Source organism: Paracoccus jiaweipingae, from assembly GCF_044335505.1.
GTDB lineage: Bacteria > Pseudomonadota > Alphaproteobacteria > Rhodobacterales > Rhodobacteraceae > Paracoccus.
This window is the reverse complement of sequence record NZ_JBISBS010000001.1, coordinates 618,871-638,672: the sequence shown is the minus strand read 5'-3', so window position 1 is coordinate 638,672 and position 19,802 is coordinate 618,871. Positions and strand designations below refer to the sequence as shown.

The 19,802-nt window shown below is 66.9% G+C and carries 21 protein-coding genes; 9 read left to right on the top strand and 12 right to left on the bottom strand.

Annotated features, from left to right (window positions below):
• Positions 1 to 94: 94 nt before the first annotated feature.
• From rseP to pyrH, 7 genes are all read right to left on the bottom strand, one after another.
• On the bottom strand, positions 95 to 1,429 hold the full coding sequence (rseP, locus tag ACFXP9_RS03210) for an RIP metalloprotease RseP (protein ID WP_397205319.1): 1,335 nt from the start codon (positions 1,427 to 1,429) through the stop codon (positions 95 to 97).
• On the bottom strand, positions 1,422 to 2,594 hold the full coding sequence (gene dxr, locus ACFXP9_RS03205) for a 1-deoxy-D-xylulose-5-phosphate reductoisomerase (RefSeq protein ID WP_397205321.1): 1,173 nt from the start codon (positions 2,592 to 2,594) through the stop codon (positions 1,422 to 1,424). Before dxr ends, rseP begins: the two co-directional genes overlap by 8 nt.
• Before the next feature lie 3 nt (positions 2,595 to 2,597).
• The gene (locus ACFXP9_RS03200) at positions 2,598 to 3,413 is read right to left on the bottom strand and encodes a phosphatidate cytidylyltransferase (RefSeq protein WP_397205323.1); all 816 of its coding nucleotides are present in this window, start codon (positions 3,411 to 3,413) and stop codon (positions 2,598 to 2,600) included.
• Positions 3,414 to 3,415: 2 nt separating this feature from the next.
• Positions 3,416 to 4,081, bottom strand: a complete 666-nt coding sequence (uppS, locus tag ACFXP9_RS03195; protein ID WP_397205781.1) for a polyprenyl diphosphate synthase — start codon at positions 4,079 to 4,081, stop codon at positions 3,416 to 3,418.
• An 83-nt stretch (positions 4,082 to 4,164) separates the two neighbouring features.
• The gene (gene frr / locus ACFXP9_RS03190; protein ID WP_397205325.1) at positions 4,165 to 4,728 is read right to left on the bottom strand and encodes a ribosome recycling factor; all 564 of its coding nucleotides are present in this window, start codon (positions 4,726 to 4,728) and stop codon (positions 4,165 to 4,167) included.
• 120 nt (positions 4,729 to 4,848) lie between these two features.
• Positions 4,849 to 5,643, bottom strand: coding sequence for an ion transporter (locus ACFXP9_RS03185; protein WP_397205327.1), 795 nt, complete (start codon positions 5,641 to 5,643; stop codon positions 4,849 to 4,851).
• An 18-nt stretch (positions 5,644 to 5,661) separates the two neighbouring features.
• On the bottom strand, positions 5,662 to 6,411 hold the full coding sequence (gene pyrH, locus ACFXP9_RS03180; RefSeq protein ID WP_397205329.1) for a UMP kinase: 750 nt from the start codon (positions 6,409 to 6,411) through the stop codon (positions 5,662 to 5,664).
• A gap of 88 nt (positions 6,412 to 6,499) precedes the next feature.
• Here pyrH and miaA point away from each other — a divergent pair, with 88 nt between their 5' ends.
• Both miaA and ACFXP9_RS03170 read left to right on the top strand, forming a co-directional pair.
• Positions 6,500 to 7,396 (top strand): tRNA (adenosine(37)-N6)-dimethylallyltransferase MiaA, encoded by an 897-nt coding sequence (gene miaA, locus ACFXP9_RS03175; protein WP_397205331.1) that lies wholly within the window; start codon positions 6,500 to 6,502, stop codon positions 7,394 to 7,396.
• 200 nt (positions 7,397 to 7,596) lie between these two features.
• A complete protein-coding gene (locus ACFXP9_RS03170) occupies positions 7,597 to 8,637 on the top strand; it encodes a helix-turn-helix transcriptional regulator (protein WP_397205333.1) in 1,041 nt (346 codons plus the stop codon).
• Here the strand turns inward: ACFXP9_RS03170 and ACFXP9_RS03165 are convergent.
• Together ACFXP9_RS03165 and ACFXP9_RS03160 are read right to left on the bottom strand one after the other, a co-directional pair.
• Positions 8,598 to 9,356 carry an RlmE family RNA methyltransferase gene (locus ACFXP9_RS03165; RefSeq protein WP_397205335.1) on the bottom strand — a complete coding sequence of 253 codons (759 nt, stop codon included), beginning with the start codon at positions 9,354 to 9,356 and terminating at the stop codon, positions 8,598 to 8,600. The two genes, ACFXP9_RS03170 and ACFXP9_RS03165, sit on opposite strands and share 40 nt — an antisense overlap.
• Positions 9,356 to 10,477, bottom strand: coding sequence for a Ppx/GppA phosphatase family protein (locus ACFXP9_RS03160; RefSeq protein ID WP_397205337.1), 1,122 nt, complete (start codon positions 10,475 to 10,477; stop codon positions 9,356 to 9,358). The genes ACFXP9_RS03165 and ACFXP9_RS03160 overlap by 1 nt, the downstream gene beginning before the upstream one ends.
• Before the next feature lie 307 nt (positions 10,478 to 10,784).
• Here ACFXP9_RS03160 and ACFXP9_RS03155 point away from each other — a divergent pair, with 307 nt between their 5' ends.
• From ACFXP9_RS03155 to ACFXP9_RS03125, 7 genes are read left to right on the top strand one after another with little or no spacing between them, the layout of a single operon-like run.
• Positions 10,785 to 10,949, top strand: a complete 165-nt coding sequence (locus ACFXP9_RS03155) for a hypothetical protein (RefSeq protein ID WP_397205339.1) — start codon at positions 10,785 to 10,787, stop codon at positions 10,947 to 10,949.
• Positions 10,950 to 10,952: 3 nt separating this feature from the next.
• Positions 10,953 to 12,134: a vWA domain-containing protein gene (locus ACFXP9_RS03150; protein WP_397205341.1), complete on the top strand. Its 1,182-nt coding sequence runs from the start codon at positions 10,953 to 10,955 to the stop codon at positions 12,132 to 12,134.
• Positions 12,131 to 12,532, top strand: coding sequence for a hypothetical protein (locus ACFXP9_RS03145; RefSeq protein WP_397205343.1), 402 nt, complete (start codon positions 12,131 to 12,133; stop codon positions 12,530 to 12,532). The genes ACFXP9_RS03150 and ACFXP9_RS03145 overlap by 4 nt, the downstream gene beginning before the upstream one ends.
• On the top strand, positions 12,523 to 13,107 hold the full coding sequence (locus tag ACFXP9_RS03140) for a DedA family protein (RefSeq protein WP_397205345.1): 585 nt from the start codon (positions 12,523 to 12,525) through the stop codon (positions 13,105 to 13,107). Before ACFXP9_RS03145 ends, ACFXP9_RS03140 begins: the two co-directional genes overlap by 10 nt.
• The gene (locus ACFXP9_RS03135; RefSeq protein ID WP_397205783.1) at positions 13,107 to 13,790 is read left to right on the top strand and encodes a M48 family metallopeptidase; all 684 of its coding nucleotides are present in this window, start codon (positions 13,107 to 13,109) and stop codon (positions 13,788 to 13,790) included. The genes ACFXP9_RS03140 and ACFXP9_RS03135 overlap by 1 nt, the downstream gene beginning before the upstream one ends.
• Positions 13,775 to 14,971, top strand: a complete 1,197-nt coding sequence (locus tag ACFXP9_RS03130; protein ID WP_397209972.1) for a hypothetical protein — start codon at positions 13,775 to 13,777, stop codon at positions 14,969 to 14,971. The genes ACFXP9_RS03135 and ACFXP9_RS03130 overlap by 16 nt, the downstream gene beginning before the upstream one ends.
• Complete coding sequence (locus tag ACFXP9_RS03125) at positions 14,968 to 16,323, top strand: cytochrome P450 (RefSeq protein WP_397209970.1); 1,356 nt, start codon at positions 14,968 to 14,970, stop codon at positions 16,321 to 16,323. The genes ACFXP9_RS03130 and ACFXP9_RS03125 overlap by 4 nt, the downstream gene beginning before the upstream one ends.
• A 61-nt stretch (positions 16,324 to 16,384) precedes the next feature.
• Here the strand turns inward: ACFXP9_RS03125 and ACFXP9_RS03120 are convergent, their stop codons facing one another.
• The 3 genes from ACFXP9_RS03120 to ACFXP9_RS03110 are packed head-to-tail and all read right to left on the bottom strand — an operon-like array spanning position 16,385 to position 19,795.
• Entirely contained in the window at positions 16,385 to 17,869 is a 1,485-nt protein-coding gene (locus tag ACFXP9_RS03120) for a carboxypeptidase M32 (RefSeq protein ID WP_397205351.1), read from the bottom strand.
• Positions 17,866 to 19,014, bottom strand: a complete 1,149-nt coding sequence (ctaA, locus tag ACFXP9_RS03115) for a heme A synthase (RefSeq protein WP_397205353.1) — start codon at positions 19,012 to 19,014, stop codon at positions 17,866 to 17,868. The genes ACFXP9_RS03120 and ctaA overlap by 4 nt, the downstream gene beginning before the upstream one ends.
• Positions 19,015 to 19,057: 43 nt before the next feature.
• Positions 19,058 to 19,795: an RNA methyltransferase gene (locus ACFXP9_RS03110; protein WP_397205355.1), complete on the bottom strand. Its 738-nt coding sequence runs from the start codon at positions 19,793 to 19,795 to the stop codon at positions 19,058 to 19,060.
• Between the last annotated feature and the right edge of the window lie 7 nt (positions 19,796 to 19,802).

Here is a 19,802-nt window from a genome sequence, read left to right as displayed (position 1 = left end):
GGTTTTCGCCTGTCCGGACAGGGGCATTCACGGCCCCGCTTATGGCGACTGACCTACCCCCAACAGGGCCATGCTGTCAAAACATTGCGCGCCTTCAAGGGCAGAAAAGATCGTTCGTGAGGCCGAAAATCATCAAAGTGATCACCGCCGCCAGCCCCAGCGCCGTCAGCGCGTTCATCACCCGGTCGGATGGCTTGCGGCCGGTCACGGCCTCCCACGCGTAAAATGCCAGATGCCCGCCATCCAGAACCGGGATCGGCAGCAGGTTCAGAAAGCCGATGGCGGCGGACAGGATGGCGATCCACCACAGGAACTGGCCGCCCCCGGCGCTGGCCGCCTGACCGGTGCTTTCGGCAATGCTGATCGCGCCGCCAAGATTGCACGATGAAATCTGCCCGCCGATCATGGCCGCCATCCCTGTGACCGAGGCCGCAATCACCCCCCAGGTCTGTTGCACACCGCCCTTCAGCGCCTCGACCGGGCCGACGGCGCGGATTTGCGGCACAAAGGCCTGACCGCCGGTAATGCCAATCAGCCAGCGGCGCTCGAACCCGCCGCCGGGCCGGGGCAGATCCTGCTGTTTGGGGGCAAGGCTGACCTGCCGCAACTGCCCGTCCGGCGACCAGACCGTCAGCGTGACCGGCTGGCCCTGCGCCGCCGTTACCACCGGCGACAGCTGGGAAAAGCGATGCACCGGCTGGTCATTGATGCGGGTGATGACCTGCCCGCTGCGCAGACCGGCACGGGCGGCGGCGCTGCGCGGGGTGATGGCGCCGATCAGCGGCGGCATCGGGTCCGGCCCGCTCACCGTGGTTTCGCGCCCATCACGCAGCACCGTCCAGTCATGGCGCGCAGCCGCCGCGGTCTGTTGCGCGACGGCGAAAAACCCCGGCCAGTCGTCAAAGCGCCGGCCATCCAGCGCCAGCACCTGATCACCGGGCCGCAGGCCGCTTTCGGCACCGGGCAGCGCCACCGGCTGACCAATCACCACCTGTTCGCGCGCCACGCCTTGCGACAGCATAAATCCTGCAAAAACAAGGATCGACAGGATAAAGTTGAAAACCGGACCCGCCGCGACCGTCGCCACCCGCGCCCAAAGCGGCGCGCCGTCCAGCGTCTGGCGCCGGGTGCTGGCATCCATCTGTGCCACATCGCCCGACCGCCCCGCACTGGCGGCATCAGCATCCCCCAGAAACCGGACATAGCCCCCGATCGGCAGCGCCGCGACCTGCCACATGGTGCCGCGCCGGTCCCGGCGCCCCCACAGGCGCGGTCCCATGCCAAGGGAAAAGGTCTCGGCCCGGATGCCACACCAGCGCGCGACGATGTAATGGCCATATTCATGGATCGTCACGATCACCGACAGCGCCACCACAAATGACAGCAACGTCCAGACCGAGCCGCCGATTCCGGCCAGCACATCACCCATCCTGCACCCTTTCGCGCACCGTGGCACGCGCCAGCGCGTCCCAGTGCATCACCGTTTCCAGATCACGCGGGCTGTCGGCAAACCCCGCCCTGCCCGAGATATGATCCAGCGCCGCCGCGACAAGGTCGGCCATGTCGGTAAACCGCACCTGCTGTGCCAGAAACGCATCCAGCGCCTGTTCCTTGGCGGCGTTGAACACCGCCCCCGCCGCGCCGCCGGCGGCCATCACCTCGCGCGCAAGGCGCAGCGCCGGCCAGCGGCGTTCGTCCGGGGCGCGGAAGGTCAGGCCACCCAAAGCCGCCAGATCCAGCGGCGCCACCGGCAGCGCCTGCCGCCGGGGCCAGTTCAGCGCGAAACCGATGGCATGGCGCATATCCGGCGCACCCAGATGCGCCAGCGTGCCGCCATCGACATGGGCCACCAGCGCGTGAATGATGGATTCAGGATGCACCAGCACCTTGATCCGGTCAGGATCAATGCCAAAAAATTCCCGCGCTTCAATGATTTCCAGCGCCTTGTTAAACATGCTGGCACTGTCGATGGTGATCCGCTGACCCATATCCCAGTTTGGGTGGGTCGAGGCCTGCGCCACCGTCGCCCCGGCCAGATCCTCAAGCGGCCAGTCCCGAAACGCCCCGCCCGATGCCGTGATGGTCACACTTGACACAGATTCAAGGTTTTCACCACCAAGGGCTTGAAAAATGGCGGAATGTTCGGAATCGACCGGCAGGATACGGGCACCGTTTTCGCGGGCACGCGCCATGACCAGCGGCCCGGCACAGACCAGCGATTCCTTGTTCGCCAGCGCCAGCGTGCCGCCACGTTCCAGCACCTGCAAACCCGGCGCCAGCCCCGCCGCCCCGACAATGGCCGACAGCGCCCAATCGCTGTCACGGGCGGCGGCCTCGGTCATGGCCTCGGGTCCGGCGGCGGCCTGCACGCCTGACCCCGCCAGCGCGTCGCGCAGATCGGGCAGACAGTCGGGAAACGCGGTCACCGCGACCTCGGCCCGCAGGGCGCGGGCCTGTTCGGCCAGCCGGGCGATATTGCGGCCCCCGGTCAGGGCGACGGTGTGAAACGCCCCCGCCCCGCCGGCACGGGTGATCAGGTCAAAGGCGCTTTCCCCGATCGAGCCGGTCGCCCCGAAAATCGAGATCCGGCGCATGACTTACAGCGCCCCCACCACCGGCAGATCCATCACGATCCCCAGCATCATCAGCAGCAGGAACGCCGCACACATGGCGTCGAACCGGTCCATCAGCCCGCCATGCCCCGGCAGGATGGCCGAGCTGTCCTTGACCCCCACCCGCCGCTTCAGCGCGCTTTCGATGATGTCGCCCATCTGCCCGGCAAAGGACAGCAGCGGCCCCAAAATCAGCAGGCGCAGATCGCCCCAGCCGATCAGCACCACAACCAGCGCCAGCACAAAGGCCCCGACCCAGCCCGCAACCGTGCCAGACCATGTCTTTTTCGGGCTGAGCGAGGGCCAGAATTTCGGCCCCCCGAAGGTCCGGCCCGCGAAATACCCCAGCACATCGGTCAGCACCACCGTCCCCGCCACCCATGCGGCGGTGGGCAGGCCCATCACCTCGCGGATGACCACCACGGCATAGCCCGCCGACAGAATGGCGATGGTAAAGAACACCCAGGGGGCGCGTTCATTGATATGGGTGCCGCGCCAGCCGAACAGCACCGGCACCACCACCAGCAAGGCAGGCCAGTCGCCGGGCATGCTCAGCATGGCAAACAGCGTCACCCCGGCGATCAGCCCCAGCAATTCGGGCCGGCGCGGGGCGTGAAATTCGGCATGGCGCCACGCGGTCAGCCGCGCCAGTTCCCACACCATCACCCCGCACAGGACGGACACGCCGACGCGCAGCCACATTCCCGCGGCGACGATCATCGCCACGCCCGCCACCGCCAGCACCACGCCCGAGACCAGCCGCGCCGACAGGTCGGACCAGCGTTGGGCCGTCCCGGCCATGCTCACACGCCCCCGAAACGACGATGCCGCTGGTCGAAACGCCCCAGCGCCTCGGCCAGATGCAGGGGGGTGAAATCGGGCCACAGGGTTTCGGTAAACTCGTATTCCGCATAGGCCGCCTGCCAGGGCAGGAAGTTCGACACGCGGGTCTCGCCCGAGGTGCGGATCACCAGATCCGGGTCGGGAATGCCTGCGGTATCAAGGCAGTCGGTGAAATCGGCCTCGGTCGCGGGGGCCTGCACACGGCCCTCGGCCAGCCGCGCGGCCAGACGGTTGGCGGCGCGGGTCAGCTCATCGCGGCCGCCGTAATTGATGGCGATGGTCAGGTTCAGCCGGGTATTGGCCGCGGTGCGGGCCTCGATCCCGGCCATCAGCGCCTGCAATTTCGGGGTCAGCTTGTCGCGACCGCCGATAAAGCGCAGGCGCACCCCTTCGGCGGACATGCGCTCGGCCTCGCCCTCGATATAGCGGGCGAAAATGCCCATCAGACCCAGCACTTCCTCGGTCGAGCGTTTCCAGTTCTCGGTCGAGAACGCATAGACGGTCAGCCAGTTCACCCCCAGATCGGGGCAGGCGCGGACGATCTGTTTGACGCGCTCGGCGCCGCGACGGTGGCCGACCAGCCGTGGCCAGCCGCGATCCGTCGCCCACCGGCCATTGCCATCCATGATGATCGCGACATGCCGGCGGGCGGCGGTGCCATCCGCCACGACGGCGTCATCTTTCGGGGCCGGGGCAGCATTCATCCGCATCAGACCTGCATGATCTCGGCTTGTTTGGCCTCAAGCGCCTTGTCGACCTCGGCGATGAAGCGGTCGGTCAGGTCCTGCACCTCGGATTCCCAGAATTTCTGGTCATCTTCGGACATGCCGTCATTCTTGGCCTTCTTGACCTGATCCATACCGTCGCGGCGCACATTGCGCACGGCGACGCGGGCATGTTCGGCATATTGCGCGGCGACCTTGGTCAGTTCGCGGCGGCGTTCCTCGTTCAGCTCGGGGATGGGCAGCATGATGATGGTGCCGTTCAGCTGCGGGTTGATCCCCAGCCCGGATTCGCGGATCGCCTTTTCCACCTTGCCGACCAGCGCCTTGTCCCAGACATTGATGGTGACCATCCGCGGTTCAGGGACGTTGACGGTGCCGACCTGGTTGATCGGCGTCGGGCTGCCATAGGCATCGACCATGACCGGGTCCACCATGCTGGCCGAGGCCCGCCCGGTGCGCAGGCTGGAAAATTCGTGGCGCAGGGCCTCCATCGCGCCTTTCATGCGGCGTTCCAGATCTGCGGTGTCGATTTCGATATTATCTGCCATGGTCATCTGCCTGATATCTGCTTTGTCCCGCTTGTAACCGCAAAGGCCATGTGGGGCAAAGGGGGTTTTCTGCGGGCCAGCCATCCTTCGCCGCTGGCGCGGGCGGGCCGGTCGGGGCCGTCAGTCCGGGTCGCTGTCGCGCCCCTCAAGCCGGGCCATGCGCGCGTCAAGCCGGTCCAGCCGGGCGATGACCTCGTCGCGATAGGCCTCGGTTGCGGTGTTTTCCTCGGCGTGATGGGCGTCCTGCATGGAATTGACGATCAGACCGACGACAAGGTTCATCACCGCAAAGGTGGTCACCAGAATGAAGGGCACAAAGAACATCCAGGCCAGCGGGAACACCTCGCTGACGGGGCGCACGATGCCCATCGACCAGCTTTCCAGTGTCATCACCTGAAACAGCGAATAGGCCGATTCCCCCAGTGTGCCGAACCATTCGGGAAAATCGCGCCCGAACAGCTTGGTGGCAATGACCGCCGCGATGTAAAAGATGATCCCCAGCAGCAAAAACACGCTGGCCATGCCCGGCAGCGCGGCCAGAAAGCCCTCGACCACGCGGCGCAGGCGCGGCGTGACCGACACCACGCGCAGCAGCCGCAGCACCCGCAGCGTGCGCAGCACCGCCAGCCCCTGCCCCGCCGGCACCAGCGCAATGCCGACCACGACGAAATCGAAGATATTCCACCCCGACCGGAAAAACCGCCAGCCGCGTGCCACCAGCTTGGCGCCGATCTCGGCCACGAAAACCGCCAGACAGGCGCTGTCCAGCACCACCAGCAGATCGCCCCACAGCGCCATCATCCGGTCGGATGTCTCCATCCCCAGAATGATGGCGTTGAACAGGATCAGCCCGGAAATAAAGCGGCTGACCGCCGGGCCTTCGACCCAAGCGCCAAGACGTGCCCGAAAGCCCATGCCCGCGATCCGCCCGCCTTACCCGTGCACGCGGGTATAGGTGCCCGACCCGGCCAGAATGCCACGGAACCCGCCCGGTTCATCCAGCGAGAACACGATGATCGGCAGGTGATTGTCGCGCGCAAGGGCAATGGCGCTGGCATCCATCACGCCAAGATGCTTTTGCAACACCTCGTCATAGGTGACATTGTCGTAACGCTTGGCATCCGAATGCCTGGCCGGGTCTTTGTCGTAAACGCCATCGACCTTGGTGCCCTTGAAGATCGCCTCGCAGCCCATTTCATTGGCGCGCAGCGTGGCGGCGGTGTCGGTGGTGAAATACGGGTTGCCGGTGCCGGCGGCGAAAATGCAGATGCGCTTTTTCTCAAGGTGGCGGATGGCGCGGCGGCGGATATAGGGTTCCGCGACCTCGTCCATGCGGATGGCGCTGATGACGCGGCAATGCAGGCCCTTGGCCTCAAGCGCCGATTGCATGGCCAGCGCGTTCATCACGGTTGCCAACATGCCCATGTAATCGGCGGTGGCACGTTCCATGCCCTGCGCGCTGCCCTGAAGGCCGCGAAAGATATTGCCACCGCCGATAACCATGCAGATCTCGACCCCCAGCTTGTGGACCGATTCGACCTCGTCTGCGATGCGCGCCACGGTGGGCGGGTGCAGGCCATAGCCCTGATCGCCCATCAGCGCCTCGCCCGAGATTTTCAGCATCACCCGCTGATAGCTGGCGGGGGCCTGCCCGTCCGATTGACTGTTTGCGTTATCGGCCATGCGACACCCCTGACATGCTTGTGTTTCCTTGGCGCGCAAAATGTCGCAAAACGGCGATGTATTCAACTGCCGCTTTCGACAGAGGCCCATGACCGCCGATCCCTTTGCCCCCCTGATCCGAACGCTGGACCCGGACCGCCATGTGCTGATCGCCGGTCCAACCGCCAGCGGCAAATCGGCACTGGCGCTGGCCATCGCGCGGGCGCAGGGCGGCACCATCGTCAATGCCGATGCCTTGCAGGTCTGGTCCTGCTGGCAGGTGCTGACCGCGCGCCCCCCGGCGGCCGATCTTGCCGCCGCGCCGCACGCGCTTTACGGGCATGTGGCGCCGGGGGCGGCCTATTCCGTGGGTGACTGGCTGCGCCAGGTGGCGGGGCTGCGCGGGCGGCTGATCGTGGCGGGCGGCACCGGGCTGTATCTGACGGCGCTGACGCAGGGGCTGGCGCAGATCCCGCCCACCCCCGACGCCATCCGCGCCCGCGCCGATGCCCGTCTGGCGGCGGGCGGTCTGGCCGGGATGATCGCGGAACTGGACCCTGCCACGCGCGACAAGACCGACCTTAACAACCCCGTCCGCGTCCAGCGCGCGTGGGAGGTTCTGACCGCCACCGGACGCGGTCTGGCGGCATGGCAGGCCCAAACCCCGCCGCCGCTGATCGCGCCCGACAGCGCCGCCTGTCTGGTGCTGACCTCGGACCGCGACTGGCTGGCCGATCGCATTGCGCGGCGCTTCGATCTGATGCTGGAACAGGGCGCCCTGGCCGAGGTCCGCGCCCTGCTGCCGCAATGGCGCCCCGACGCGCAATGGGCCCGTGCCATCGGCGCACCCGAGCTGGTGGCCCATCTGCACGGCCAGATCACGCTGGAACAGGCCCGCGACCGCGCCGTGATCGCCACCCGCCAATATGCCAAATCCCAGCGCATCTGGTTTCGCAACCGCATGAAGCACTGGCAGGCGCTGCGCATCGACCAGTTGCCGGGCTGACCGCGTGACCTCAGGCAGAGCGTCGGCGCCCGCTGTAGCGAGACGCTTCATATACAGGACAACAGCCAGTTTTTTCGCGAAATCGGTGTTGGCTTAACCTTTTCTTCAACTTCAGGGGGTATAGCGGAACGGAACGATTCATGTTTTGAAGGGTTAACCGGCTGAAATCTGCCGATTCCACTATGGGCACGATCACGATCATGTCACTTGCCGACCAGAACAGGCCTGCCCCGACACAGCCCCCCGACAGCGGGGCGCGGGGTGATGCGTCGCCGCAAAAAGGTCAGACAGCCGCCGCCACACCCGGCGCTGCGGGGGTGAACGACGCCCGAATCGCGCGACCCGCCTTCCCGGACAGCCACCCCGCCGCTGCCAACAGCACGTTTGGCCTTGGGCGCGGCTATGCCAGCCCGCCCTTGCCATCCTGCCCACCCGTCAGGCGGCTGCCGCTGGCTGCTTTCGCATGGGGCGGGTTGCGCGGGCGCGGGCCATCCATTTCCTTTCCCACACCGCGCAGCCGGGGCGATCATGTGCTGATCCTGCTGCGCGACGGTGTACTGCGCCTGCTGATTGGCCGGCGCGAGGAACGGCTGACTGCCGGTGACATCTGCTGGTTGCCAGCGGGCACCGCCTTTGCCCTGCCCGCGCATCCGGGTTGCGACGGCGCGGTGCTGCTGTTGTCGCGGCTGGCGGTGCCGGATTGTCCGCTGCCGGATGCGCCGCGCATGGCCTCGGCCGATCCCGGACGGTTTGCCGCGCTGTGGGCGGATGCGGCGGCCATGGCATCGCAGGACGACCCCCGCGCTGCCCTGTTGCATATCGACCTGATCGCACTGCATCTGGGCGCCCTGCCGGAACGCCCGCCCCATGTGGCACCGCACCTGCCCCTGCCGCGCGCCGATCACGACCTTTACCCCGCGTTTTGCGACCTTGCCCGGTCGCAGATGGGGGCCGGACTGACACTGGCCGACATGGCTGCGCAACTTGGCTGCGACAGCGCCGCGCTGGACCATGCCTGCCGCGCGCGCCGGGGCCGCCGCGCGGTCGAGGTGCTGAACGATCTGCGCATCGAAATGGCGCTGGCCCTGCTGCGCAACAGCCTTGATACCCCGCAACAGATCGCCGCGCGACTGGGCTTTGCCAGCCATGCGCATTTCTGCCGCGCCATTACCGCCGCAACCGGGCGCGGGCCACGGGCGTTTCAGGTGAGCTCTGCACCATCAGCCCCGCCCGCGGGCTGACCGCGAAAGCCTGTGGCCACAACAAATTTTTCCGACGAATCCGACCGGCTGGCAGGGGGTTTGACATTCACCACTTTGGTGAAATTCCGTTTCAGCATGGCCTGCATCTCGGTCTCGGCGCCGCCTGCCAGCACCTTGGCCACGAAGGTGCCCCCCGGCACCAGAACGTCAAAGGCCAGCTGCGCCGCTGCCTCGACCAGCGCCACGATGCGCAGATGGTCGGTCCCCTTATGCCCCGAGGACGCGGCCGCCATGTCAGACATCACCACATCTGCCGGACCGCCAAGCCAGTCCTTGACCTTGTCATCCGCACCTTCTGACAGGAAATCCAGCTGGTGCAGATCGGCCCCCGCGATCGGGTCGACCTCTTGCAGGTCAACACCCAGAACCGTGCCCTGCGCCTTGCCCGAAACCTCGCCAAGCGCATTCACCCGCCGGACCGCCACCTGACACCAGCCCCCCGGCGCGCAGCCCAGATCAACCACCCGCGCGCCCGGCACCAGAAAGCGATATTTATCGTCAAGTTCCAGTATCTTATAGGCCGCCCGCCCGCGATACCCCTCGCGCTTTGCGCGGGTGACATAGGGGTCGTTCAACTGCCGCTCCAGCCACAGCTTGCTGGACAGCTTGCGCCCCTTGGCGGTCTTGACCCGCACCCGCAAATCACGCTGCCCCCGCCCCGACGATTTGCGGGCGCGGTCGGTGGGTTTCTTGACCATCAGGCTACTCCGTTCACGGCTTCGGGTGTCAGCACGCCATCGCGCACCATCTGGGCATATAGCAGCCCTTCGCGCAGACCGCGATCCGCAACCGACAGCCGTTCCGTCGGCCAGACCCGCATCAGCGTCTGCAAGATCGCCGCCCCCGACATGATCAGCGCATGGCGTTCGCGCCCGATGCGCGGGTCGCTGCGCCGGCCATCCGGCCCCAGCGCCAGATAATCCAGAATCACGCGGTCGATCTGACTGCTGGTCATCGACAGCCCGTCAACCTTGGTGCGGTCATAGCGCTTCAGCCCCAGATGGCTGGCCGCCACCGTCGTCACCGTCCCCGAGGTGCCGATGATCTGGAAATTGGCCGGCGGCGATCCGGCGGCATAGGGGCTGAAATCGGCCAGTTTTTCCTCGAAAAACCAGCTCATCAGCGCGAAACGCCCCTGATCGTCGGCCACATCCGCGAACTGGTCGCGCAACGTCGCTACCCCCAGCGGCACGCTGATCCAGTCGACCACCCGCGCCGCGTCAGGGCCACGCGGGGCAAAGCCGTCGGACAGGCGCATGATAGCGCGCGGGCGCTCGCGCGGGTCGACATGGCTGATGTCAATCCACACCAGCTCGGTCGAGCCGCCGCCGATATCGACCACCAACAAATGATCGGTGCGCTGGCTGACCAGCGGGGCACAGCTGATGACGGCCAGCCGGGCCTCTTCCTCGGCGTCGATGATCTCTACCGGCAGGCCGGTTTCGCGACGGATCACCCGCAGGAAATCGCGGCTGTTGCGCGCGCGGCGGCAAGCCTCGGTCGCGACCAGGCGCATCCGGCTGACATTATGGGTGTCCAGCTTCCGGCGGCACACCTGCAAGGCATGCACGGTCCGGGCCATCGACCCGCGCGACAGCCGGCCCGAGGCCTCAAGCCCATGCCCCAGCTGGACCGGCTTGGAAAAGCTGTCGATGACCTGAAACTGATGGCCCGACGGTCGGGCGATCAGCATCCGGCAACTGTTGGTTCCAAGGTCGAGGGCTGCATACAGCTCCCCTTCCCTTGGGGGGCGGGTGGACGGTGGCTCGACCGGTTTTTTCGGGAACGCGCCCGCACCCGCAGGACGCTTGGGCGTCATGACACTACGCCCTCCGATTTCAAGTTGGGTTCAAGTTAATCCGCCCCCCGCCCCGGTTCAAGCCCTGTCCGCGCCCGCAGCCCCGCCCTGCCCGCGCATAATGGCGCCCGATGGCGAAAAAATCTGCGCAAGGCGCCGGATATCAACGATTTCTTCATTCTTCCGTAATCTGATCAGGCCATGTTCGCCGCTTTGACCCTTTTGCTGTTCCTGCTGTTGTCCCGCCTGCGGCGGGCATCGTCTCGACAGGGGGCGGGCGCGGCGTTATCCCTTTGGCAACGATCTTCCGGGCAAAAGGGGGCGGAACATGGTGATCCTGGCCGCAATCGCGATCGGCGCAACCGCTGGCTGGCTGCGGGCCTCGGCGCTTGGCGGCGATACCCGCGACCGGGTGCAATATGCCGTCGTCTATGGGCTGATTCTGGCGGTGGCGACACTGTTTGCGGGTATTTTCTGGCAGCGGCGGGGCTAGACGATGCTGACAGGGTTTCTCAGCAATCTGCGCCGTCACGGGGTGCCGGTATCGCTGCGCGAATATCTGGACCTGCTGGGGGGTATGGCAGCGGGGGTGCCGGGCTGGTCGGTCGATGGGTTCTATCATTTTGCCCGCGCGGCACTGGTCAAGGACGAACGCCATATCGACCGTTTCGACCGGGCTTTTTCCGAAAGTTTCGCGGGGCTGGAACAGGTCCCGGTCGAGGCGCTGGTCAATGCCATCGACCTGCCCCGCGACTGGCTGGAGAAGCTGGCCGAAAAGCTGCTGACCGACGAAGAAAAAGCCGCCATCCAGGGCACGGGCAGCTTCGAGGAGCTGATGGAAAAGCTGCGCCAGCGTCTGGCCGAACAACAATCGCGCCATCAGGGCGGCAACAAATGGATCGGCACAGCCGGGACATCGCCCTTTGGCGCCTATGGCTACAACCCGGAAGGTGTGCGCATCGGTCAGCACGAAAGCCGCCATCGCCGCGCAGTCAAGGTCTGGGACAAGCGCGAATTCCGCGATTTCGACGATTCGGTCGAATTGGGCACACGCAATATCAAGGTCGCGCTGAAACGGCTGCGGCAATGGGCCCGCCATGGCGCGGCCGAGGAACTGGACCTGCCCGGCACCATCCGCGCCACCGCCGATCACGGCTATATCGACGTCCGGACCCGGCCAGAACGACGCAATGCCGTCAAGGTGCTGTTGTTTCTGGATGTGGGCGGCAGCATGGACGACCATATCCGTATCGTCGACGAATTGTTCTCCGCCGCGCGGGCCGAGTTCCGGCAGCTGGAACATTTCTATTTCCACAACTGTCTCTACGAATCGGTCTGGAAGGACAACCGCCGCCGCTGGGACCAGACCACACCGACATGGGACGTGATGCACCGCTTTGGCCGTGACTATAAGGTGATCTTCGTGGGCGATGCCGCGATGTCCCCTTACGAGGTCGCCATGCCCGGCGGCGCCAATGAGCACTGGAACCCCGAGGCAGGCGAGGTCTGGCTGCGCCGCGTCACCGAGACCTGGCCAAACCATGTCTGGCTGAACCCGCTGCCCGAGGCACATTGGCGCTATACCCAGTCCATCGGCATGATCGGCCAGATCTTTGAAAACCGGATGATGCCAATGACCCTGCAAGGCCTCAGTCAGGCGATGCGGGTGCTGGGGTGACCAGCCCACCGCCACATCGCGCCCGCCCGCGCCCGCCGTGGCATCGTCCGCGACTGGTGGCGCTGGCGTTTCTGCTGGCCCTGGCCCTGTGCCTGTTCTTTCTGGCCCGGCTGATCGGCTTTGCGCTGTTCTGGGCCAACCCGGACCATCGCAACATGCCGGCCGAAGGCTGGATGACACCGGGCTTCGTCGAACGCAGCTGGGATCTGCCGCCCCAGTCGCTGGCGCCGGTGATCGGGGCCGAACCGCAGCGCTTTCGCCACCAGTCGCTGGATGACATTGCCCGCGCGCTTGGCCAGCCCACGCCCGCGTTGCTGGACCGCGTCAACCACGCCCTGCCGCAATTGCGCTGCGGCCCGCAGGCATCGCCGGACGGGGGTGGGGACGCATGTCCGTAACCGCGCTTCTGGAACTTTTGCCAGCTTGGGGGCCGTGGCTCTGCGCGGTGGTCACCTTTCTGTCCTGCCTGATGGTCCCGATCCCGGCCTCGCTGGTGATGATGGCCGCGGGCGCTTTTTCGGCCACCGGCGATCTGTCGCTGCCCGCCATCGCCGGCGCCGCGCTGGCCGGGGCGATACTGGGCGATGGCTGCGGCTATATTCTGGGCGCGCGCCTGTCCGCCTTGCTGGCGCGGCGCCGGCACGCGGCGGCATTGCTGGATCAGGCGGCGGCTTTCCTGAACCGGCGCGGCTTTTGGGCGGTCTTTCTGTCGCGCTGGCTGTTCAGCCCGCTGGGGCCGTCTGTCAATGTCGCAGCCGGGGCCTCGGGAATGGCGGCGCACCGCTTTTTCCCGCCCCAGATCGCGGGCGAGGCGGTCTGGGTCGGGCTGTATATCGGGCTTGGTCATGTCTTCGGCGCGCAATACCAGCTGGCCGCCGATCTGGTCGGCGCGGGTCTGGGCTTTCTGGCGGCGGGCGTGGTTGCACTGGCACTGGGACGCTGGCTGTGGCGACACCGGGGGGCGTGGCGATGATCTGGCGGCTGCTGCCTTTCGTGCTGATCCTTGGCTATGCGCTGGTGATGTGGCTGTTTTCGGCCTGGCGGATGAAACAGATGCTGGACCGCCACGCGCGCCCGCTGACCCATCCCCGGCTGGTGCCGATGCTGCACCATCTGGGCGCCGCGATGGACCTGCCGCCGATCCGCGCCCATGTCTGTGAGGTCGCGCCGATCAACGGGCTGGCCGCGCCGGATGGCCGCATTTTCCTGACCCGTGGGTTTCTGGACGCGCTGGATGCCGGTCGCGTCACCGAGGCCGAACTGGCCTCGGTCATCGCGCATGAACTGGGGCATGTCGCCCATGGCCATACCCGCCGCCGGATGATCGACTTTGCCGGTCAGAACCTGCTGCGCAGTGTCATGGCCGGGGTGCTGGGGCGATTTATCCCGGTTATCGGCGGCTGGGTGGCGCATCTGCTGGACTCGGCGGTGGCGGCGCGGATGTCGCGGGGCGACGAATATCAGGCCGACGCCTTTGCCAGCGCGCTGATGGTGCGCGCCGGTCTGGGCACCGGGCCGCAGAAATCGCTGCTGGCCAAGCTGGGGCATCTGACCGGCCCCGCGGGCGGCACCCCGGCCTGGCTGATGTCGCACCCCGCCACCGACCGCCGCATTGCCGCGATTGAGGCGCTGGAACGCAAATGGGGCCTGACCTGATGCGCCGCCGCGTGTTCTATATCCCCGGCTATGACCCGATCCCGCCGCGCCGCTATCGCGAATTATATCGCCGCGAGGGCCGCCGTCAGGCACAGGTCAGCGGCTATCATCTGGCCCTGACCCGCAGCGAACATCAGGGCTTTGGCTGGGGCGTCGATGGCCGCTTTGGCGCGGACCACACCCATGCCGCGTTCGAGGTTCTGGTCTGGTCCGACCTCGTGCGCGGGTCGATGGGTGCGTCGATCGCGGCGACCTATGGCCAGCTGCTGCGCACCGCGTGGACCTATATCGGCTCGGGCGCGCTGATGCGGCTGATGCGGCTGCGGCTGGCACCGGTGCTGGCGGCGCTTTACCCTATCGTCATGCTGCTGGTGCAGCTGGCACTGGCGCTGGCCACCGGGGCCGCCATCGGCTGGCTGGCACTGGCGCTGCTGCCCGCACCGCTGGCGCTGGTGGCGGGGCTGGGGGCGGTGGTGGCGGCGCTGATGGGGTTTCGCCGCCTCGACAGCCGGTTTTTCGCCTATTACCTGATGCATGATTACGCCTTCACCGCCCGCGATGGCGGCGCCTACCCGCCCGCCCTGCGCGACCGTCTGGACCAGTTCGCAGACCGCATCGCCGCCGCCATGACCGAGGACTGGGACGAGGTTCTGGTCATCGGCCATTCCTCGGGCGCTTATCTGGGGGTGTCGGTGCTGGCGGGGCTGTTGCGCGCGGGCCGCCTGCCGGGCGACGCGCGGCTGTCTTTCCTCAGCCTCGGCCATGTGGTGCCGATGGCGGCTTTCCTGCCCCGCGCCACCGCCCTGCGCGCCGACCTGGAGGTCATGGCCAAGCAGGACCGGGTATTCTGGGTCGATGTGACCGCGCCGGGCGATGCCTGCTGCTTTGGGCTGTGCGACCCGATGGCGGTCTGCCGCGATGCGCCCGCGCCCCAGTCCCAGCCGCTGGTGCTGTCTGCGGCCTTCAGCCAGACCTTGTCGCCGGCACAGCAGAAATCCCTGTCAGGCCGTTGGTTTCGCAAGCATTTCCAGTATCTTTGCGCCTTTGACAGACCCGGCGACTACGATTATTTCGCGATCACCGCCGGACCGTCAAGCCTGCGGCAAAGGTTTGGCCATCGCGGCCATTCGCCGGGCCGCATCGCGCGCCCGGTCAACCGCTTTGCAAAGGCGCCGCCATGATCCCGCCCAAACCCGCCGCCGCGCGCAAAACCGGCCTGCTGCGCATGATCCGCGGCTTTCGCCACGACCTGCTGTCGGCGCTGCCGGCGCGGCTGTATCGGGCATGGATGGCGGAATTCAGATCCCCCCTGCTGCACAGCTTTCTGTGCAACGACCCGGAACTGGTCGCCACCATCCTGCGCCGCCGCCCGCAGGATTTTCCCAAATCTGACCGCCTGCGCGAGGGGCTGGCCCCGCTGCTGGGGCGATCCGTCTTTGTCACCAACGGCGCGGAATGGGAACGCCAGCGCCGCATCATCGACCCCGCCTTCGAGGGCGGCCGCCTGCGCGAGGCCTTTCCCGCCATGCTGGCCGCCAGTCAGGCCGCCGTCACCCGGCTGCTGGCGCAGGCCGATGGCCGCCCGCGCGACATCGAACCCGAAACCAGCCATGCCGCCGCCGATGTCATCTTTCGCACCCTGTTTTCACTGCCGATCGAAGATGACACTGCGGCACAGGTCTTTGCCGCCTTCCGCGCGCATCAGGACGCGCAGCCCATCGTCAACCTTGCCGCGCTGCCGCCCCTGCCGGGCTGGCTGCCGCGCCTGCATTCACGCCGCACCCGCCGCACCGCCCGCCAGATCCGGGCGCTGATCAAGGCTTTGGTCCACCAGCGCCTGTCGCGCATCGCGCAAGGCACCGCGCCCGACGATCTGGCCACCAATATCATGACCACCCCCGACCCGCTGACCGGCCAGTGCTTTGACGGGGCGGAAATGGTCGATCAGGTGGCGATCTTCTTTCTGGCCGGGCACGAAACCAGCGCCAGCGCTTTGGCATGGGCGCTGTATCTGCTGGCCGAAAACCCCGACTGGCAAACCCGCCTTGTGGCCGAGGCCAAGGTCCTTCCCGACACCCCCGGCTTTGCCGACCTGTCACGCCTGCCCCGGGCCAAAGCCGTCTTCCGCGAGGCGCTGCGCCTTTACCCCCCGGTGCCGATGATGGTGCGACAGGCTGCCTGCCCCCAGACCTTCCGCGACCGCCCCGTGCCCACAGGCGCACAGCTGATCGTCTCGCCCTGGCATCTGCACCGGCACGAACGGCTGTGGGATGACCCCGACAGCTTCGACCCGGACCGCTTCCAGACCGAAAATGGCAAATCCTGCCTGCGCAACGCCTATATCCCGTTTTCCGCCGGTCCGCGCGTCTGCCCCGGTGCCGGCTTTGCCATGGCCGAAGGCCCGCTGATGCTGGCCCTGATCACCCGCGCCCTGCATATCAGCCCCGGTCCCTGCCCCCCGGTCCCGGTGGCGCGGCTGACGGTGCGCGGGCGCGATGGTATCCGGCTGTGCCTGACCCCACGGCGCGACTGAAACGGCCACCGCAACCCTGCGATGGCCGCGTCTTCGTTGCCCAAATACCCCTGCGCCGGGCTTACAGCCGATAGATCGCGCTGAATTTCTGCTCCAGATAATCCAGCAGCGGCGCCGGGCTGACCGGGGCGCCGCTGGCCTGTTCGATCAGATCGCGCGGGGGCAACAGCCCGCCATGGCGATGCACATTCTCGCGCAGCCATTCCACACCCGGCGTGGCATCCCCGCGCGCCAGCGCCGCATCCAGATCGGGCACCGCGGCGCGCAGCGCGTTGTCCAGACAGCCGGCATAGACATTCCCCAGCGCATAGGTCGGGAAATACCCGAACAGCCCCACCGCCCAATGCACATCCTGCAACACCCCGTTCGAGGGCCGGTCGACCGCCACCCCGAAATCGCTTTGGAAACGGCTGTTCCACGCCTCGGGCAGGTCCTCGACATCCAGCCGCCCGGTCATCAGGTCGCGCTCAAGGTCAAAGCGCATCATCACATGCAGGTTATACTGGACCTCGTCCGATTCGGTGCGGATAAAGCCCGGCGTGACCCGGTTGGCGCTGGCATAGAACGCATCCGCATCCGCCACCCCAAGCCCGTCGAACATATCGGCCATGCGGTCATGCAGCCAGCCACAGAACGCGCGCGAGCGGCCCATCTGGTTCTCGAAAATCCGGCTCTGGCTTTCATGGACACCCATCGACACGCCACGCCCCAGCGGGGTAAAGGCGTAATCGCTGTCGATCCCCTGCTCGTAAACCGAATGCCCGGTCTCGTGGATGGTGGAATAGATGCAGTTGAACGGATCGGTCTCGACCACGCGGGTGGTAATGCGGCTGTCCTGCCAGCGCCCGCTGGAAAACGGATGCACCGCCAGATCCAGCCGCCCATGCAGCCAGTCGTAACCAAAGGCGCTGGCGCAATGCCGCGCCAGCCGCATCTGCGCCTCTTGCGGGAAATGCCCGGCCAGCGCGGCGGGCTGGTGACCGGCCCCCAGCACATCATCGCGCAGCGCCACCAGACGCGGGCGCATCTGGTCAAACAGCGCCTCCAGATCGGCGGCTTTCGCGCCCGGCTCGTAATCGTCCAGCAGCGCGTCATACAGATCACCACCGCCAAAACCGCCCTCGGCCAGCGCCGCGGCCTCTTCGCGCTTCAGCATGACCACGTCATTCAGCATCGGCAGGAAATCCTGCGGCGCGTCATTGGCGCGGGCCTCGGCCCAGACGCCCTGCGACAGCGATGTGACCCGCGCCAGTTCGGTCGCCAGCCGCGCCGGGATCAGCGACATCCGGGCATATTCCCGCTGAATCAGCGCTACCGCCCGGCTTTCGGACGCGCTGCGCGGAGCGGCCTGATCCAGCCATTCCCCGATCCGGGCATCGGTGCGGCGCTCGTGCAGGACGCTTTCCAGCGCGGCCAGTTCCTCGGCCCGCTGTTCGGCGGCGCCGCGCGGCATCATGGTTTCGCGGTCCCAGTCCAGACGCTCGGCGATCGAGGACAGGGCCTCGGTCTCGCGCTGAAAACGGATCAGATCGTCAAAAGCCGTCATCGGGTCACCCCCCTGACCGAGGTTTCATAAGGATAGCGCGCATGATGGCGCGCGCGGATGATAAAGGCAAACAGCGCCACCGCGCCAAGCTGATGCGCCAGCGCCTCGCCAAGCGGGGCGCCGTGGATGACATTCATGATCCCCAGCACCACCTGCACCAGCGCCGCCACGGCCATGACGCTGAACGCCCCGCGCGTGACCGGATGCGGCGACCGCCGCGCCCGCAGCCAGACCACCAGCACATAAACCGCCAGCAGATAGCCCACGCAGCGATGCACGAACTGCACCAGCGCCGGGTTTTCAAACAGGTTGCGCCAGCCAAGCGCACCATCCCAGATCGCGGCAGGCACCCATTCGCCGCCCATGGTCGGCCAGCCGGTATACTGCCGCCCGGCATCAATGCCCGCGACCAGCGCCCCGATCAAAATCTGCACAAAGGCCAGATGCATCAGCCCGGTGGACATGCCAAACAGCTTGTCCTCGCCGGCGCGGCGGGCGCGCAGCAATTCTGCCTGTGTGCGCCCCAGCAACAGCACATACCAGGTGATCAGCCCCAGGATCGCAAAGGCCAGCCCCAGATGCAGCGCCAGCCGGTAAGAGGCCACCCGCACCATGCCCTCGCCAAGCCCGGACGACACCATCCACCAGCCGATCGCGCCTTGCAGCCCACCCAGCAGCCCCGGCAGCAGCAGCCGCCCTGTCCATCCGGCGGGGATGCGTTTACCCAGCCAGAAGACCGCGAAACCCAGGGCCCAGACCAGCCCGATCACCCGGCCCAACTGGCGATGGGTCCATTCCCACCAATAGATCTGCTTGAACCCCGCCAGATCCATATCGGGGTTTTCCAGGCTGAATTGCGGGATCTGCTGATATTTCGCGAACTCGGCCTGCCAGCTGGCCGCATCCATCGGCGGCAGCGCCCCGGTCACCGGGCGCCATTCGGTGATCGACAGGCCCGACCCGGTCAGCCGGGTGGCCCCACCCAGCGCGATCATCGCCACCAGCAGCGCGAAAATCACCATCAGCCAGATGCGGATCGCCCGGCGCGCGCCCTTTGGTGCGGCGTCGATCATGCCCCCCGGTGCGGCGGGCGGGGTTGCAGGGCCGCTTGTGCTGACTTCCTCGAAAACCGGACGTCTGGCCATCGGAACTCTCCTCTCGGGCTGCGCGGGCGGACCGCGTGGCGGGTCAGCGGCGGATCAACTGCCGCAGGATGCCGTGGAAAATACGAATATCGCCGCGCGTCATGTCAAGACGCGACCACATATTGCGCAGGGTCAGCTTCATGCTGGCGGCTTTGGTGTCGGGGAAGAAGAACCCCGCCTCGGTCAGCCGCGCCTCGTATGTATCGGCCAGCTTCTCGATCTCGATGCGGCTGGCGGGGTCTTCCATCTCGGGGCGGCCGGGATGGGCCGATGGCCGCGCAGGCAGGCTGTCGCGCCCCCATTCATAGCCCATCAGCAACACCGCCTGCGCCAGATTCAGCGACGGAAAATCCGGGTTGACCGGCACCGTCACAATGGCGCTGGCCCGCGCCACATCGTCATTTTCCAGCCCCGTGCGTTCCGGCCCGAACATCAGCGCCACGCCGCGCCCGCCCGCCACCATCTGCCGCGCCTGCGCCATGGCGGTGGCGGGGGTGTGAACCGGCTTGGTCAGCTCGCGCCCTCGGGCGGTGGTGGCAAAGGCGTAATCTATCCCCTCCATCGCGGCGGCCAGCGTCGGGAAAATCCGCGCCCGGTCCAGCACCCGCCCCGCCGCCCCCGAGGCCATGGCAATGGCGCGCGCATTGGGCCAGCCATCGCGCGGGTCGACAAGCCGCAGATCGGTCAGGCCGAAATTCAGCATCGCACGGGCGGCGGCGCCGATATTTTCGCCCATCTGCGGGCGCACAAGGATGATCGCGGGTTTGGGCTGTTCTTGCATAGGCCAC